The following is a 15,108-nucleotide window of genomic DNA, read 5'->3' as shown; positions in this document are numbered from 1 at the left end:
ATGGCTAACAATGAGTCCCCGAAAGCCGAGCTGGCGTCACTGCGCGCTGAGGTCGACGAAATCGACCAGCAGATCATGCTGCTGCTGGGCGTGCGGTTCCGCTGCACGGACATGATCGGCGAATTGAAGACCAACCACGGCATGGATCTGGTGGACCCCGTCAGGGAATCCCAGCAGGTCGAGCGCATCCGCCGCTTGGCCGAAGAGGCGGGCGTGCCGCCTGCCTTGGCCGAAACCATCCTGCGTGAAGTGATCGACACGGTGGTCGATCATCACACCCGCCTGCGCGAGCGCCCGTACTCGTAACGGCAGGCCAGCGGCGTTTTCGGACTGGCTTCGCGCCAACTCCGGGACGCCGCTTTCCCCTTTCTCTACAAGACGTTCAAGAACGCCAACAAGGCGTCGATGTCATCCGCGCTGAGCGCCAGCGGCCGGATGTGCTCGGACTTGCGCGGCGCGTAAGCGTCAGGCGGCGCGGCTTGCGCCGCGTCCCGTCCCATGCCGGCGTTGTACATGCGCAGCAGACCCTTCAAATCCGTGAACAGGCCGTTGTGCATCCACGGCCCGGCTTGCGAGACATTGCGAAGGCTGGGGGTGCGGAATGTGCCAAGATCGGCAAGATCGCGCGTGACTTCAAACCGCCCCAGGTCCTGATTGCGCCGGCCGTAGAACGACAGCCCGATGTTATGGAATTGATGGTCCGTCAGTAGCGGGCCGTTGTGGCAGTTCATGCATCGGGCTTGAGTACGGAACAGATGCAGGCCCAACAGTTCGCGGTCGTTCAGGACGTTGTGATGGCCATTCAGAAACGCATCGAAGCGCGTGGCCTGCGGGCGGATCGTCGCGACGAACGCCGCCAGCGCACGGGCGAGCCGATCAGTGTCGACCGCAGCCGTATCGACCGCCACGCCATCAACCGTCACGCCATCAACCATCACACCATCAACCATCACACCATCGACCGCCACACCATCAACGGCCACAGCATCAACGGCCACAGCATCAACCGCCTCGTCCTTCCCCACATCACCCGGCCCGAATGCCTTGAGAAACTGCGCGGGATACGGCGGCAAATTCCGAAGACGAGCGATCGCGTCCGTCAGATCGTGGTTCATCTCTCGGCTGTCCTGTACGGGTCCCAGCACCTGTGCTTTCAGCGATTCCGCGCGTCCATCCCAGAACAGGCGCGTTGCAAAAGGCGCAGCGAACAGCGGCGTTGAACGCCGCCGCCCCATCAGGCGGTCTTCACCAACGGCAAGCGGACGCCCGTCCGTGAAGGCGCGTTGCGGTTGATGACAGGACGCGCATGACACCTGCCCCTTGCGAGACAGGTGCGCGTCGAAGAACAACATTTGCCCCAAGGCCACGACGTCGGGCTTCTGAATGTCTTCTGCCAGCTGCGTTCGGCCGGCATTGGCCGCCAGCCATGTCGATGGTGGCGCGCTGGGCGGCGGCACGGTGGTCCATTCGGTCCACGCGATGCCGGCATCAATGTCCGGCGCGGGCCAGTGGCTGGCCGGGCCGGCATATTGCGTGCGCAAGCAGGCAATGTTCCATTGCCCGCCATCGAAGCAAGCGCCGGACGAGTCCGCTGGCTCCGCCCGCACAGCCAGCCCCCCACCCACGGCGACAACAAACGCCGCGCCCAAGAGACCACGTTGAATAGGAGTGCGGCGCATCAGAAGCGGTAACTCGCCTGGACCCAGATCTCGCGGCCGACCTGATAGGTGCTTCGGTTAGTCGACAGATTCGGGTTCGTGGCGGTAATAGCAGGCGTCTTGTTCAAGACGTTCAGAACATCCACCGTGAAGGCAACATTGCGCGCAAACGTGGGTTCCCAAATCAGCCGCGTGTCCCACGTCCAGTACGATGCCAGCCGGGCGCTGCGGTAGCTTTGCAGCGATTCCGGGCGCGGGCCATAGCCCACATATACCGACGACATGCGCGAACTGCGCCACTGGATGCTGTTATCCCAGGTCAGGCCGGCCTTGGGCCAGATGCCCGTCAGGCTTACCGACGCTTTCTGGGGTTGGTAGAACGACGTCGGCGGGCGGTCGATGGCGCGCATGCGTTCGCCGTCATAAAGAATGTACTCGTCCGGGTCACGCGCGCCGCCCTCATAGCCTTCGACCAGATCTGCGTTGACCTTGCGCTTCTGATAGCTCCAGTCGGCGCGCGCCGTCCAGCGTGTGTCCAACAGCCGCCACGGTTCCAGCGTGCGCAGCGTGAGGCTGATGGTGTCGGTGGTGGACTTGCCATCATTCAGATAGCGATAGCCCTGTACGCTGTCGCCCGACTTGCTCACCTGGTCGCGGCCGTTGCGGTGCACGTAGGCGGCAACGCCTTCCATGCTGCCCATGCGCTGCCTGACCGACAGCGCCCACTCGTCGTCATACGGCGTGCGCAAACCCTCGTACGACACGTAGTACGGCTTGGAGCCGTCGGCCACCGGGTTGCCATAGCGATCCAACACTTGGCGCCGCAGCGTGTTGATGCGTTCTTCCAGCGCAATGTTCAGCACGTCGGACCCGTAGTAGCGGGCCCAGCCGCCGCTGACCACCGTATTGCCGTCGCCGAACGCGTCCCAGTCCAACCGTGTGCGTGGCGACACATTGGTGTTGTTCAGGAAGGTTTCTCGGTCGGCGCGCAGGGCGCCGGTGAAGGCGACGCGGCCCAACTCCACGCGGTCTGACAGGTAGACGGACGCCGTGTTGTACTTCGTCGCAACCGTGCCCTGAATGTTGTGCACCTTGCTTGCCTGACGTTCGGTGCCGTTGGACAGGTGCGTGGCAATGTACGAATACGAATCGCTGAAGCGCTCGAAATTCACCGCAACGCGCTGCACGTCTATGCCGGCATAGGGCGTATGGGTGAAGGGGCCGGTGCGCATCGGGTCCAGGTCAATCCGGCCTTTCAATGTCCAGGTGTCCTGTTCCTTCTGTTCTTTGCCGTAGCCCCCCGTGGTGAATAGGGGAATGGACGGGAATTTGTGCGTGACAAGCTCGGTGGCGTCGGATGACCGGTTGCTAAGCGCATTGTCCCAACCCGCCTGCACGGATGCGCGGCCGCCCTGGAAAGCGTGGTCCAGGTTCCAGCCGATACCGCGCGCTGCGTGCGTGTTGTCCCATTGCGTGTTCCGGAACGTGTCGCTCGCCAGCGTTTCGCGGCGGTCGCTGTACTTCAGGGTCAGGTCGGAAATGGTATTGGCCGTGGCGCGCACCGTGAACTTGCCCAGGAAGTTGTCGATGCGGTCGGTGTAGTTGTCTTCGCCTTGCGTGGGCTGGTCGGCAGCTACCCCCATGTTCCACCGCCGGATGCTGGATTCGCGCCGCGACATGCTCAGCACCGCGCCGGTTTTGTCATTGATGGCGATGTCGCCAATGGCGGTATAGAAGCGCTTCTTCCATTCCGGCGAAAAGCCCGGCTTGCCCTGGCCCCATCCATTCTCATCGCCTTCGGCAATCTTCTGCTGGGTCATTTTCGACGTGTTCCAGCGATAGTCCAATTGCAGATGGTTTTCACCCGTTGGCCGGCGCAGGCGGGCATCCACCACGCCGCCGGTGAAGCGGCCATATTCCACGGGCACAAAGCTGTCCATCACGCGCACTTCGCCCAGCAGGTTCGTGTCCACGAAGTACGACTGCGAATTGCTGGGGATGTTGCCGATCTGCAAGTTCAGGTTTTTGCTGGCGGGATCAACGCGGTTGGTCGCATCCATGCCGTCGATCTGGAACAGGTTCTGATACGGGCTGGAACCGTGGAAGGAGATATCTTCCACATTCATCGATCCACGGTTCGTTGAGCCATTGGCCGTTGCGTTCGTTCGCACGGCGGGGTGGGTGGCCACCAGCGATGTCAGGTCTTGGTTGGCGGTCGGCGTGGTGGCGATCTCTTCCTGCGTGTAGACGCGTTCGTCGCTGTGCTCGCCATAGACCTTCACCGCGTCCAGCCGCAGCGCCGAAAACTGGTTGGTCTTGTCGACGTAGATGATGTAGCGGCCCGGGCCATCACTGCGCAGGGCGAGACCCGAGCCGCGCAGCAACTGGTCCAGCGCGTCCAGTGGCGACAAGGTGCCATGCAATGCGGGCGCCGATTTGCCTGCAACGGCCGCCGGCACGAACGACACTTCCAGGTTGGCCTGCTGCCCCAGCGCAAGCAGGGCGGAACCCAGCGCCTGAGCGGGAATGTCGAACGTGACAGGCGTGGCGCGCGTTTGGGCCAGCGCCGGGTTCGCCAGTGTCAGCACCAGGCTCAAGGTGGCCAGGGCGGCTGCGCCAGCGGGCAGGCGGCGGAGGGAAGGGCGGGAAGACATGCGTAAGTCCTAAGCAGTAATGTCAGCCGTAGGACGTCGGCACTGCCCAAACCCCTCATCAAATTCGTGATGAATAATTTATATCGATTCTCATTTACCAATTGAGAATCCGCGTGGCGCGTGTCAACGCAAGATCAGCAAACCAGGCAGATCCGTCACCTGCACCGGCGTCTGGGCCAACAACAACTCAAGCGCGCGGCGGGTGTCCGCCACATTGGCCGTGCCTGATACGCGTTGCGCCCGGGCTGCATCGCCCATCACCACGATGTGCTTGCCGCTGTAGCGCGCCAGCGCCTGTACGGCGGCCGGCAAGGGCACATCGTCAAAGCTCAACAGGCCACGCGTCCAGCGGGGCGATGCGGTGCCGGCTTCAGCGCGGTGCTTCACGCCCGCCTTGGACACCTCGACGGCTTCGCCCGCCGACAGCGTCACGCCCTGATCGTCGGCGCAAGGCAGGCAGCGCACCGCGACCTGATGCGATTGCACGGCGACCCGGGTTTCACCGTCTTGCACGTCAACGGTGAACCGCGTGCCAAGCGCCGTGGCGGAAGCGTCGCGGGTAAGGACGGAGAACGGCGCCATGCCGTCTTGGCGGGGCGTTGGTTCGAACTGCGCGCGGCCCGCCAGCAACCGGACTTGCCGCCGGCCATCGGCGTAGTCCACCGCCAGCGCGCTGTGCGCGTCCAGCACCACGGTTGAACCGTCGGGCAGGGTGACTGGCAAGACGCTGGAGCCGGCCAGATAATCAGCTTGCTGCGCCGGGTTGGTTGACCCGAACCAGCCCGCAAACGCAGCCGTCAGCATCGCCAGCATGGCAGTTGCGCGCAGCTTGCGGGCGGGGCGCTTCGCGAGCTTGCCGCGGTCAATTTCACCCATGCGCCGCCACAGCCGAGACAAGCGGTCATACGCCGCTGCGTGTTGGGCATCCGCGCGATACCAGGCTTCAAACGCCGCATGCTCCGCATCGTCCAGGCGCTGGCCGCTATGCCGGATAACCCAGCGTGACGCTTCTTCAACCGGGTTGGCGGGGCGCGTGCGGGACGTGCCCATCAGTGGGCCAACGCCACATCGCAGGCCAGCAGGATGCGCATCATGTGCTTTTCGACGGCGCTGATTGATATGCCAAAACGTTCGGCAATCGCGCGATACGTCAGCCCTTCATGGCGATGCAGCACGAAGACGTCCAGGCTGCGCCGGGGCTGGGCGAGCAGGGCCGTTTCCAGGCGGCGCAAGATCTGATTGGCCGAGGCGATGTCGAAGGTGTCGGCCGCAAAGGCCACGGGCTGGGCGGCGGCGTAGTCAGCGGTGGCCGACATTTCGCGTGTGCGGCGGCGATGCCAGTCAGTGGCAATGTTCGCGGCCACCCGAAATACGTACGCGCGGTCATTGTCCGGGCGGGTGCGGTCGTTGAATTCCGCCAGTTTGATCCAGGTGTCTTGCGCGCAGTCTTGGGCCACATCGCGCGAGCCCGTGCGCATCGAGAGAAAGCCCAGCAGTTCGCGGTAATGGCGGAGAAATACGTCCGTAAGCGTCGACATGTCGCTGGCGTCCGGCGCCAGATGGAGTCAAATTCGCGACGAAGTATAAATGATAATGGTTATTATTAATAGATAGAAAACATCAGCGATGGACGGCGGGCAAACCCGCCCGTCCATCGCCGTGCTTCAGGCTTCGCTCTGGTCGATCTCTTCCAGAGAACCCTGGATTTCAAGCCATTGCTCTTCGAGCTCGTCCATGCGCTTGCCGTGTTCGCCATGCTCGGCCATGACCTTTTGGCGTTCGGCGCGGCGTGCATCGGAATACAAGTCCGCGTCGGCAATGATGGCGTCCAGCGCGTGCAGTTTGGCGCGCAGTTTTTCCATCTCGGTCTCGACCTTGGCCAGCTTCGATTCCAGCGGCTTGCGCAGGGCGGACAGGCGTTGGCGCTGTTCGGCCTCGGCCCGGCGTTGGGCCTTGCGGTCCACGACCGGTTCGCCGCTTTCTGCGCTTTCGCGAGCGGCTTCTGCGCGTTCGCCGGCGTTGCGGGCGGCCAGCCAGTCTCGATAGTCTTCAAGGTCGCCGTCGAATTCGCGCACGGCGCCATCCGCGACAATCCAGAAACTGTCCACGGTGGTGCGCAGCAGGTGCCGGTCGTGCGAGACCAGCAGCATGCTGCCGCCAAAGTCTGCCAACGCGGCGGCCAGGGCCTCGCGGGTTTCGACGTCCAAGTGGTTGCTGGGTTCGTCCAGCAGCAGCAGGTTGGGCTTTTGCCAGACGATCAGCGACAGCGCCAGACGTGCCTTTTCGCCGCCCGACATCGGGCCGACTTTGCTGGTGACGGTGTCGCCTGAAAAGCCGAAACCGCCCAGATAATTGCGCAGCTCTTGCTCGCGCGTTTCGGGCGCCAGCCGCGCCAGGTGGGCAATCGGCGTGCTGTCCACGTCCAGCATGTCGAGCTGGTGCTGATGGAAGTAGCCGATGGCCAGTCCGCGCGAGGCGCGGCGTTCGCCCGCCTGCACAGGAATTTCTTCCGCCAGCGTCTTGATCAGCGTGCTCTTGCCAGCGCCGTTCGCGCCCAGCACACCCACGCGGCTGCCCGCGCGCACCATCAAGGTCACGTCGCGCAGGATGGGAATCGCATTGCCCGCCGCATCCGTATAACCGGCCGACAGATGCTCAAGCGTGAGCAGCGGGTCAGGCACCTGATCGGGCGAGGGGATGCGGATATCAATGCCGGCTTCGGCGTGCAGCGGCGCCAGCACCTGCATGCGCGCCAGCGCCTTCACGCGGCTTTGCGCCTGCTTGGCTTTCGAGGCCTTGGCTTTGAAGCGGTCGATGAACCCTTGCAGGCGCGCGGATTCGCGGGTCTGGCGTTCGTAGGCGATATTGGTCTGGCGCAGGCGCTCGGCGCGTTGCGTCAGGAAGTCGCCATAGCCGCCGCGATAGCGCACCAGCTTGGCGTGGTCGAAATGCAGGATGGACTTGGCCACCGCGTCCAGAAACTCGGTGTCGTGGGAGATCAGCATGACGGTGCCTGGATAGGCGCCCAGCCATTTCTCCAGCCACAGCATTGCGTCCAGATCCAAGTGGTTGGTGGGTTCGTCCAGCAGCAGCAATTCCGACGGCGCCATCAGCGCGCTGGCCAACGCCAGACGCATGCGCCAGCCGCCCGAGAAGCTCTCAACGGGCAGCATCCATTCGCTGGGCTTGAAGCCCAGGCCGGCCAGCAGCTGCTCGGCGCGCGAGGCCGCGCTCCAGGCGCCGGCTTCGATCAGCGCGGCTTCCACTTCGGCAATCTGCGTGCCTTGGTCGTCCGTCAATTCGGCGCGGCGCGCCTGCAATTCGCGCAGGTGCGTGTCGCCGTCGATGACGAATTCGCGGGCAGGGCGGTCGTCGGCGTCGAGCTCTTGCTTGACGCTGGCAATGCGCCAGCCAGCCGGCAGGTTCACATTGCCGGCGTCCAGGTCCAGCGCGCCCGTCAACAGCGCGAACAGCGATGACTTGCCCGCGCCGTTCTTGCCGACGATGCCTACGCGCTCGCCCGGGTGCACGACGAATTCAGCGCCGTCCAACAACACTTTCGTGCCGCGGCGCAGGGTCAATCCAGTAGCGCGTATCACAGGGTGAGTTGCTCTCGGGTCAGCAGCAGAAGCTGGTCGGACGCTTCTTCCGTATCCAGCCAGACGGGCGACAGCTGCGGGAAGGCGGCTTCGAAGAAGTCGCGCTCGTGGCCGATCTCGAGCACGATCACGCCGTCGGGCGTCAGGTACTGAGGAGCCGCCGCCAGAATGCGCCGCACGAGGTCCATGCCGTCTTCGCCGCCGGCCAGCGCCAGATGCGGTTCGTGGCGGTATTCCTGCGGCAGCACGTCCATGGAACCACTGTTCACATAGGGCGGATTGCAGATAATGACGTCGTACTGGCACGCGGGCAGGCTGTCGAACAGATTGCTTTCATGCAGGTCCAGACGGTCTTGCAGGCCGTAGTCGTCCACGTTGCGGCGGGCGACTTCCAGCGCGTCAGCCGACACGTCCACCGCGTCAACATGCGCGTAGGGGAAGGCCATGGCCGACAGGATGGCCAGGCAGCCCGAACCGGTACACATGTCCAGCACGTTTTCCACGGCCGTTGCGTCCTGCACCCAGGGCGACAGCCCTTGGTCCAGCAGTTCGGCGATGGGCGAGCGCGGCACGATGACGCGCTTGTCCACGTAAAAGCGGTGACCCCGCAGCCAGGCCTCGTTGGTGAGGTAGGCGGCCGGCACGCGTTCGGTGACGCGGCGTTCCAGCAGATCCAGCACGCGGTCGCGCTCTTCGCGGACGACGCGGGCGTCCAGGAACGGTTCCAGCGTGTCCAGCGGCAGGTGCAGGGCGTGCAGCGTCAGGTAGACCGCCTCGTCCCAGGCGTTGTCGCTGCCGTGTCCCAGCGCCACCTGGGCGCCATTCAGGCGCGACACCCCGTAGCGGATGAGGTCGCGCAGGGTGTGCAATTCTTGGCGGGCGGATTGATACATAACAGGCCTTTTGTTCCCGGTTCAGCATGCCGGACCGGGAAAAAACACCCCCCTCTGAAAGGGGGGCAGAGCGTCCGCGTAGCGGCGTTTTACTTGGGCAGCAGCAGGTTTTCCAGCGTGCGCCGATAGATGTTCTTCAGGGGTTCCAACGAGGCCACTTCAACGCGTTCGTTGACCTTGTGGATCGTGGCATTGCCCGGGCCGAACTCAATCACTTGCGGACAGATCTTGGCGATGAAGCGGCCATCCGACGTGCCACCGGTGGTGGACAGTTCGGCGGTCACGCCCGTTTCGGCGTGAATCGCCTGCACCAGCGCGTCCGTCAACGAACCGCGCGGGGTCAGGAACGGCTCGCCGCCCAAGTCCCAGTCCAGGTCGTATTCCAGGCCGTGCTTGTCCAGCACCGCATGCACGCGGGCCTTCAGGCTTTCAGGCGTGCTGGCCGTCGAGAAACGGAAGTTGAACAGCGCAACCGCTTCGCCAGGCACCACGTTCGTGGCGCCGGTGCCCGAGTTCAGGTTCGATACCTGGAACGTCGTGGGCGGGAAGTACTCGTTGCCCTGGTCCCATTCAATGCTGACGATCTCGGCCAGCGCCGGCGACAACTGGTGCACCGGGTTGCGCGCCAGGTGCGGGTAGGCCACGTGGCCCTGGATGCCCTTGACCGTCAACTTGCCCGACAACGAGCCGCGGCGGCCATTCTTGCAGGTGTCACCCAGCACGTCGCCCGAGGTCGGCTCGCCGACGATGCAGTAGTCCAGCTGTTCGCCGCGTGCTTTTAGCGCGTCGCAGACGATGGCGGTGCCGTCGATGGACGGGCCTTCTTCGTCGGACGTGATCAGCAGCGCGATCGAACCGTCATGTTGCGGGTGGGCCGCCACGAACTCCTCGGCCGCCACCACGAAGGCGGCGATCGAGCTTTTCATGTCGGCCGCCCCGCGGCCGTACAGCCAGCCGTCGCGTTCAGTGGGCACGAACGGATCGCTTTCCCACTTTTCGCGCGGACCCGGAGGCACCACATCGGTGTGACCGGCGAACACGGTCAGCGGCGCGGCGCTTCCGCGCCGGGCCCACAGATTGGTGACGCCGCCCTGTGCGATGGTCTCGCACGTGAAGCCGATGCGCTCGAGCCGGGCGGCAAGCGCCGCCTGGCAGTCTTCATCCGCCGGCGTGACCGACGGGCGGGCGATCAGGTCCTTGACCAGATCCAGTACGGCTGACGTGCTCATTTACGCCCTCAGCAAATCATTGATGCTGGTCTTGGCGCGCGTTTGCGCGTCAACACGCTTGACGATGACGGCGCAAGCCAGGCTGTGCGAGCCATCGGCCGACGGCAGCGAACCCGGAACAACGACCGAACCCGAGGGCACGCGGCCATAGGTGATCTTGCCGGTGGCGCGATCAAAAATCTTGGTGCTTTGCGACAGGAACACGCCCATGGCCAGCACCGAGTTTTCTTCCACGACCACGCCTTCCACGACTTCCGAACGGGCGCCGATGAAGCAGTTGTCTTCGATGATGGTGGGGTTGGCTTGCAGGGGTTCCAGCACGCCGCCGATGCCCACGCCGCCCGACAGGTGGACGTTCTTGCCGATCTGGGCGCACGAACCGACGGTGGCCCAGGTGTCGACCATCGTGCCTTCATCGACGTAGGCGCCGATGTTCACGTAGGAGGGCATCAGGATGACGTTGCGGCCGATGAAGGCGCCGCGGCGGGCGACGGCCGGCGGAACCACGCGGTAGCCGCCTTGCTTGAAGGCGTTGTCGCCGTATTCCGAGAACTTGAGCGGCACCTTGTCGTAGAACTGCAGCGGGGCCTGGCCCATGATGGCGTTGTCGTTCAGGCGGAACGACAGCAGCACGGCCTTCTTGATCCACTGGTGCACAACCCAGTCGTCGTTGATTTTCTCGGCCACGCGCAAGCGGCCCAGATCCAGGCCGTCGATGGTGTGTTCCACCGCTTCGCGCACTTCGGCGCTGACGTCGACGGGCGACAGGTTGGCCCGGTCGTCCCAGGCTTTTTCGATGGTGGTCTGCAGGTCGAGAGTCATATCGGCTCAGCTTTTAAAGGTTGATCAAACAGAAGTATGTACAAAATGGGCGATGCGTTCGGCTGCCTGTACGCAGTCAGCCAAAGGCGCCACCAACGCAATGCGGATGCGGCCGTGGCCGGGGTTCACGCCATGCGCTTCCCGCGCCAGGAAGCTGCCCGGCAGAACGGTAACACCGGTGCGGCCATAAAGGTCGCGCACAAACGCCGTATCCGAGCCCGGGGTGGCCGCCCATAGGTAAAAAGACGCTTTCGGGCGTGACACATCCAGCACTTTTTCCAGGATGGGCACGACCGCGTCGAACTTTTCACGGTACAGGCGGCGGTTGTCTTTTACGTGCGCCTCGTCCGTCCAGGCGGCGATGCTGGCCGCGGACACCAGCGGGCTCATCGCACTGCCATGATACGTGCGGTACAGCAGGAAGCGCCCAATCAGCGCAGCGTCGCCCGCCACGAAACCCGAGCGCAGGCCCGGCACGTTGGACCGCTTGGACAGGCTGGAGAACGCCACCAAATTGCGGTATTCGTCCCGGCCCAGGCGGCGCGCGGCTTGCAGGCTGCCCAGCGGCGCATCGCCTTCGTCCAGGTAGATTTCGGAATAGCACTCGTCTGACGCAATCACGAAGCCGTAGCGGTCAGACAGCTTGAAGAGCGTTTCCCATTCGTCCAGCGACATCACGTTGCCCGCCGGGTTGCCCGGCGAGCACACGAAGACCAGGCGCGTCTTCTTCCAAACGTCGTCCGGCACCTGATTCCAGTCGCTGGAAAAATTGCGCAGCGGGTCGGCATTAACGAAGTAGGGCGTGGCGCCCGCCAACAGCGTGGCGCCTTCGTAGATTTGATAGAACGGGTTGGGGCAGATCACCACCGACCCGGCCGACGGGTCAATCACCGTCTGCGTAAAAGCAAACAGCGCTTCACGCGAGCCCAGCGCCGGCAGCACCTGCGTGTCGGCGTCGGGGGCGGGGATGCTGTAGCGGCGCGCCAGCCAGCCGGCAATCGCCTGCCGCAACGCGGGGTCGCCCTTGGTCGACGGGTACACCGACAGCCCGCCCATATGGTCGCGTATCGCTTGCGCAATACGCTCCGGCGCGGCGTGTTTAGGCTCGCCAATCGACAAGTTGATGGGCGTCAGACCGTTCTGTTGCGCGGCGGCGGAAGCCAGCAACGCACGCAATTTTTCGAACGGATAGGGGTGTAAAGCATCGAGGCGCGGATTCATGACGCAAGATTTTAACAAGCAAGCTACAATAGCGGGCTTGACCTTTAGCGAAGGTGGCGAAATTGGTAGACGCACCAGGTTTAGGTCCTGACGCCGTAACAGGTGTAGGGGTTCGAGTCCCCTCCTTCGCACCATACAACTGAGAACCATTGATTCCCTATAATCAGGGTCTTTTAAATCAATGGTTTAGCGGCAAGGGTGGGTGATCGGTTGACTGCTAAAAAGCAAGAATTCGCAGCCTCCAGCCCCATCCTGGCCCCATCTCAGGCCCCACATGGCAAGCATCCAAAAGACGGCAAAAGGGTATCGGGTCCAGATCAAATTATCGGGCCAACGCGATAGCCAGGTGTTCCCCACGCGGCGCGAAGCTGTCGAATGGGGTGCGAGGCGTGAGGCGGAAATCCGCGACAAGGCCACAAAACCGGCCGGCGACCTGCACACGTTGCGTGAAGCGTTGCGAAAATACAGCGATGAGATTTCACCGCACCGAAAGGGCGAGCGGTGGGAGCAGGTCCGCCTGGCTGCATTCGAAAGTTACCTGCTGCCCTTGGATCTGCCGATTTCCAAGGTTACACCCCAGCACGTTGCAGCATTCCGGGACGCCCGGGGCAAAAAAGTTGGCCCCTCTTCCGTGCTGCGCGAATTGAGCCTGTTGGCGTCCGTATTTGAAGCCGCGCGCCTTGAGTGGGAGTGGGTGGACGTGAATCCATGCAGAGGCATTAGAAAGCCACTTAAGGGCAAGCACCGCGAACGAACAATACATATCTGGGAAATTCGAAAGATGCTCCGGGCTATGGGGTATGACCGTCGCGCCCGTGTTGCGAGCATGGGTGAGGCCATCGCCCATTGTTTCCTTCTGGCGCTCCGCACTGGAATGCGCGCTGGCGAGCTTTGCGGCCTGACCTGGGAGCATGTCTATGACCAGCATGTCCACCTTCCAAAAACAAAAAGCGACCGTCCGCGTGATGTGCCTCTATCCACGCGGGCGGTCGCAATTCTGAAAAGAATGAAAGGGTGGGACGATAAGCTGGTGTTTGGCGTCAAGTCGGCTTCGCTGGACGCACTCTTTAGGAAGTATCGGGGGCGGGCTGAGGTGGACGGATTTACCTTCCACGACAGCCGCCACACCGCAGCAACGATGATTTCCAAGAGAATTGACGTGTTGGACCTGTGCAAGATGTTTGGCTGGACAGACCCAAAGATGGCGATGGTCTACTACAACCCGCACGCATCAAGCATTGCCGCGCGACTGGGTTAGATACCGGCGGAGTTCGGCTCCGGTGATTCTCCCATCGACGGGTCGAATCTTCCCTTCGAGAATGCGTTTTTGCAGGGTGTTATAGCTGACGCCAAGGCGCGTGCAGGCATCTTTCAGGTGGTAGCACACCATGTCCTCAATTGCGTGGTTCGCGCCGATCCTCGCGGCTTCGATGAGCATGCTTTGTAGTTCGTGTTGTTCGATTGTCAGGGTCATTGACGTTCCTTGCTTTTTACGCCGGCTTGCCAGCTGATCCGGTGGCCGTTGTGCTCGGGGTTCGTGGGATCGAACACGCCGAATTGGCGCATGTGCCAGGCGATAAATTTCTCCCAATCGGCTTCCCATGAACTTGTCGGCAATTCCTTCCCGCCGTCCTTGTCAGCCTGGGTCTTGAGGGCGCGGATGGCCGCGATCGCCTCCGTCATCACTTCCTGACCTGAACGGCTAACAATTAGATTGGTGGGGCCTTCCGGCGAGTCGCAGAATTCGAAGTGACTCACGGTAATGTGGTTTTCTAGAAGCGTGATCACTTCCTCGATTGCTCCGTTGCGCGCGGCCTCCAGCTGCTGAACTCGCACCGCCTCGCTGGCCTGGGGCGCGGCATAGGCCAGCTCTAGGCTGTATCCCTTCGCGAGCAATTCCGTCTCGTCAGGTGGTGCCGCCTTGCGCGCGTCGCACCAGGCTGTCGCGCCGGGAGTCGGCAGCGTCCAGACGGCGCGCCACGCCACCGGCTGCGCCTCCCCGGCTACAGGGGCGCTTGCCCGCACCATAGGCCGCAACAGCGCGAGGATGGCGGGGCGGCGCTCAAGAAGCTCGTTCCAATCCTCGGCGCGCCAAGTGTCCAGGTTATCCAACACGCGGACCAGGAAATCCACCTCGGCGATTTCTGGATCTACAGGGGCGCTTGCCAGGGCGGCCACGGTCGCCTTTAGCGATTCCGGCAAGCGTATGAAACGCGGATTTTGCCCCTTGAATGCAAGGGTGCTTGCCAGGGCGGCGTCATGGTCGGCCATCAGTCGCGTAATGGTGTAGAGCCGTCCGCCGATACGCTCGCAAAGTCCGGCCTTGATCGTCAGCAACGGAAATTTATCTTTGAGCCAATCGACGGCCGAACGTTTAACCGCGACAAACCCGCACGAGTCCACGGCCGCCCGCTCATCGCCCTCCGCGCGCAGCTTTGACAGGTGCTGTGCGAGGGCGCAGGCGAAGTCCGCCGCGAGCGTGCTGTTGATGTACCGGGCGAAGTCGTGCCGGCGCAGCTGCGTGGCGAAGTATTCCGCGATGTAGGCGCGGCCTCCGCTGCTGGTGCCGAGGTCAAGGGCGGCGTTGTTCTGCTCTGTCATGCTGCCTCCGTGCCTGCTCGGCCGTGGTATTCGTCTATGTCTTCCTGCGTGACTTTGAACGTCTGGATCTGTTTCACGCTGAAGAAATTGACCTGCGGGTTGACCGAAGACAGCCAGGCATTGACAACCTGGCGTAGATTTTTCACCTGATCTTCGGTCAGGTCGGCCAGGTAATCTTCGGCGAATTCGCCGCCCACGTCGTGGGCGCACTCTTGCATCTGTTCAATCAGATGATTCACATCGAAAAAATCGGCGGGGTCAGGCCTTTCTGCAACGCCCAGGCGGTATTCGGTGCCAAGAGTCAGCCGCCCATCGTCGTCAAGGGCCTGAAGGGCTTCGCTTGCGCAGCCTTCTTGGAAATCGTCGCCGTTGAGGCTATAGCTGTCAAAAGCGGGTTCCGGCATTACCGGTGCGCGGGTGTGGTCGGTCAT

14 protein-coding genes and 1 tRNA gene are annotated in these 15,108 nt (G+C 63.0%); 3 read left to right on the top strand and 12 right to left on the bottom strand.

The features are described 5' to 3' along the window. Positions 1 to 306 (top strand): chorismate mutase, encoded by a 306-nt coding sequence (locus HV765_RS08135; RefSeq protein ID WP_054425052.1) that lies wholly within the window; start codon positions 1 to 3, stop codon positions 304 to 306. 65 nt (positions 307 to 371) lie between these two features. On the opposite strand, the gene HV765_RS08130 is transcribed toward HV765_RS08135, so the two are convergent. From HV765_RS08130 to dapC, 9 genes are all read right to left on the bottom strand, one after another. Beyond that, positions 372 to 1,679, bottom strand: coding sequence for a cytochrome-c peroxidase (locus HV765_RS08130; RefSeq protein WP_175169350.1), 1,308 nt, complete (start codon positions 1,677 to 1,679; stop codon positions 372 to 374). Next, positions 1,679 to 4,312, bottom strand: coding sequence for a TonB-dependent receptor (locus tag HV765_RS08125; RefSeq protein WP_175169349.1), 2,634 nt, complete (start codon positions 4,310 to 4,312; stop codon positions 1,679 to 1,681). The genes HV765_RS08130 and HV765_RS08125 overlap by 1 nt, the downstream gene beginning before the upstream one ends. A 123-nt stretch (positions 4,313 to 4,435) precedes the next feature. Beyond that, positions 4,436 to 5,362, bottom strand: a complete 927-nt coding sequence (locus HV765_RS08120; protein ID WP_175169348.1) for a FecR family protein — start codon at positions 5,360 to 5,362, stop codon at positions 4,436 to 4,438. Next, on the bottom strand, positions 5,362 to 5,850 hold the full coding sequence (locus HV765_RS08115; protein ID WP_175169347.1) for an RNA polymerase sigma factor: 489 nt from the start codon (positions 5,848 to 5,850) through the stop codon (positions 5,362 to 5,364). The genes HV765_RS08120 and HV765_RS08115 overlap by 1 nt, the downstream gene beginning before the upstream one ends. Before the next feature lie 126 nt (positions 5,851 to 5,976). Then, positions 5,977 to 7,911, bottom strand: a complete 1,935-nt coding sequence (locus tag HV765_RS08110; protein WP_175169346.1) for an ABC-F family ATP-binding cassette domain-containing protein — start codon at positions 7,909 to 7,911, stop codon at positions 5,977 to 5,979. Then, positions 7,908 to 8,804, bottom strand: a complete 897-nt coding sequence (prmB, locus tag HV765_RS08105; RefSeq protein WP_054425063.1) for a 50S ribosomal protein L3 N(5)-glutamine methyltransferase — start codon at positions 8,802 to 8,804, stop codon at positions 7,908 to 7,910. Before prmB ends, HV765_RS08110 begins: the two co-directional genes overlap by 4 nt. Before the next feature lie 89 nt (positions 8,805 to 8,893). Beyond that, entirely contained in the window at positions 8,894 to 10,033 is a 1,140-nt protein-coding gene (dapE, locus tag HV765_RS08100) for a succinyl-diaminopimelate desuccinylase (protein ID WP_175169345.1), read from the bottom strand. Further along, positions 10,034 to 10,855 carry a 2,3,4,5-tetrahydropyridine-2,6-dicarboxylate N-succinyltransferase gene (dapD, locus tag HV765_RS08095; RefSeq protein ID WP_054425067.1) on the bottom strand — a complete coding sequence of 274 codons (822 nt, stop codon included), beginning with the start codon at positions 10,853 to 10,855 and terminating at the stop codon, positions 10,034 to 10,036. 24 nt (positions 10,856 to 10,879) lie between these two features. Then, the gene (dapC, locus tag HV765_RS08090; RefSeq protein ID WP_175169344.1) at positions 10,880 to 12,076 is read right to left on the bottom strand and encodes a succinyldiaminopimelate transaminase; all 1,197 of its coding nucleotides are present in this window, start codon (positions 12,074 to 12,076) and stop codon (positions 10,880 to 10,882) included. 47 nt (positions 12,077 to 12,123) lie between these two features. Between dapC and HV765_RS08085 the strand changes: the two genes are divergently transcribed. Together HV765_RS08085 and HV765_RS08080 are read left to right on the top strand one after the other, a co-directional pair. Further along, a tRNA-Leu gene (locus HV765_RS08085) sits at positions 12,124 to 12,210 on the top strand. A gap of 140 nt (positions 12,211 to 12,350) precedes the next feature. Then, complete coding sequence (locus HV765_RS08080) at positions 12,351 to 13,334, top strand: tyrosine-type recombinase/integrase (RefSeq protein ID WP_175169343.1); 984 nt, start codon at positions 12,351 to 12,353, stop codon at positions 13,332 to 13,334. Here HV765_RS08080 and HV765_RS08075 read toward each other — a convergent pair. The 3 genes from HV765_RS08075 to HV765_RS08065 are packed head-to-tail and all read right to left on the bottom strand — an operon-like array spanning position 13,308 to position 15,108. Continuing rightward, positions 13,308 to 13,550 carry a helix-turn-helix domain-containing protein gene (locus HV765_RS08075; protein ID WP_175169342.1) on the bottom strand — a complete coding sequence of 81 codons (243 nt, stop codon included), beginning with the start codon at positions 13,548 to 13,550 and terminating at the stop codon, positions 13,308 to 13,310. The two genes, HV765_RS08080 and HV765_RS08075, sit on opposite strands and share 27 nt — an antisense overlap. Continuing rightward, a complete protein-coding gene (locus HV765_RS08070) occupies positions 13,547 to 14,677 on the bottom strand; it encodes a hypothetical protein (RefSeq protein ID WP_175169341.1) in 1,131 nt (376 codons plus the stop codon). Before HV765_RS08070 ends, HV765_RS08075 begins: the two co-directional genes overlap by 4 nt. Continuing rightward, positions 14,674 to 15,108, bottom strand: a complete 435-nt coding sequence (locus HV765_RS08065; protein ID WP_175169340.1) for a hypothetical protein — start codon at positions 15,106 to 15,108, stop codon at positions 14,674 to 14,676. The genes HV765_RS08070 and HV765_RS08065 overlap by 4 nt, the downstream gene beginning before the upstream one ends.

Source organism: Achromobacter kerstersii (assembly GCF_902859595.1).
Classification (GTDB): domain Bacteria; phylum Pseudomonadota; class Gammaproteobacteria; order Burkholderiales; family Burkholderiaceae_B; genus Achromobacter; species Achromobacter kerstersii.
This window is presented reverse-complemented; position numbering and strand designations above follow the sequence as displayed.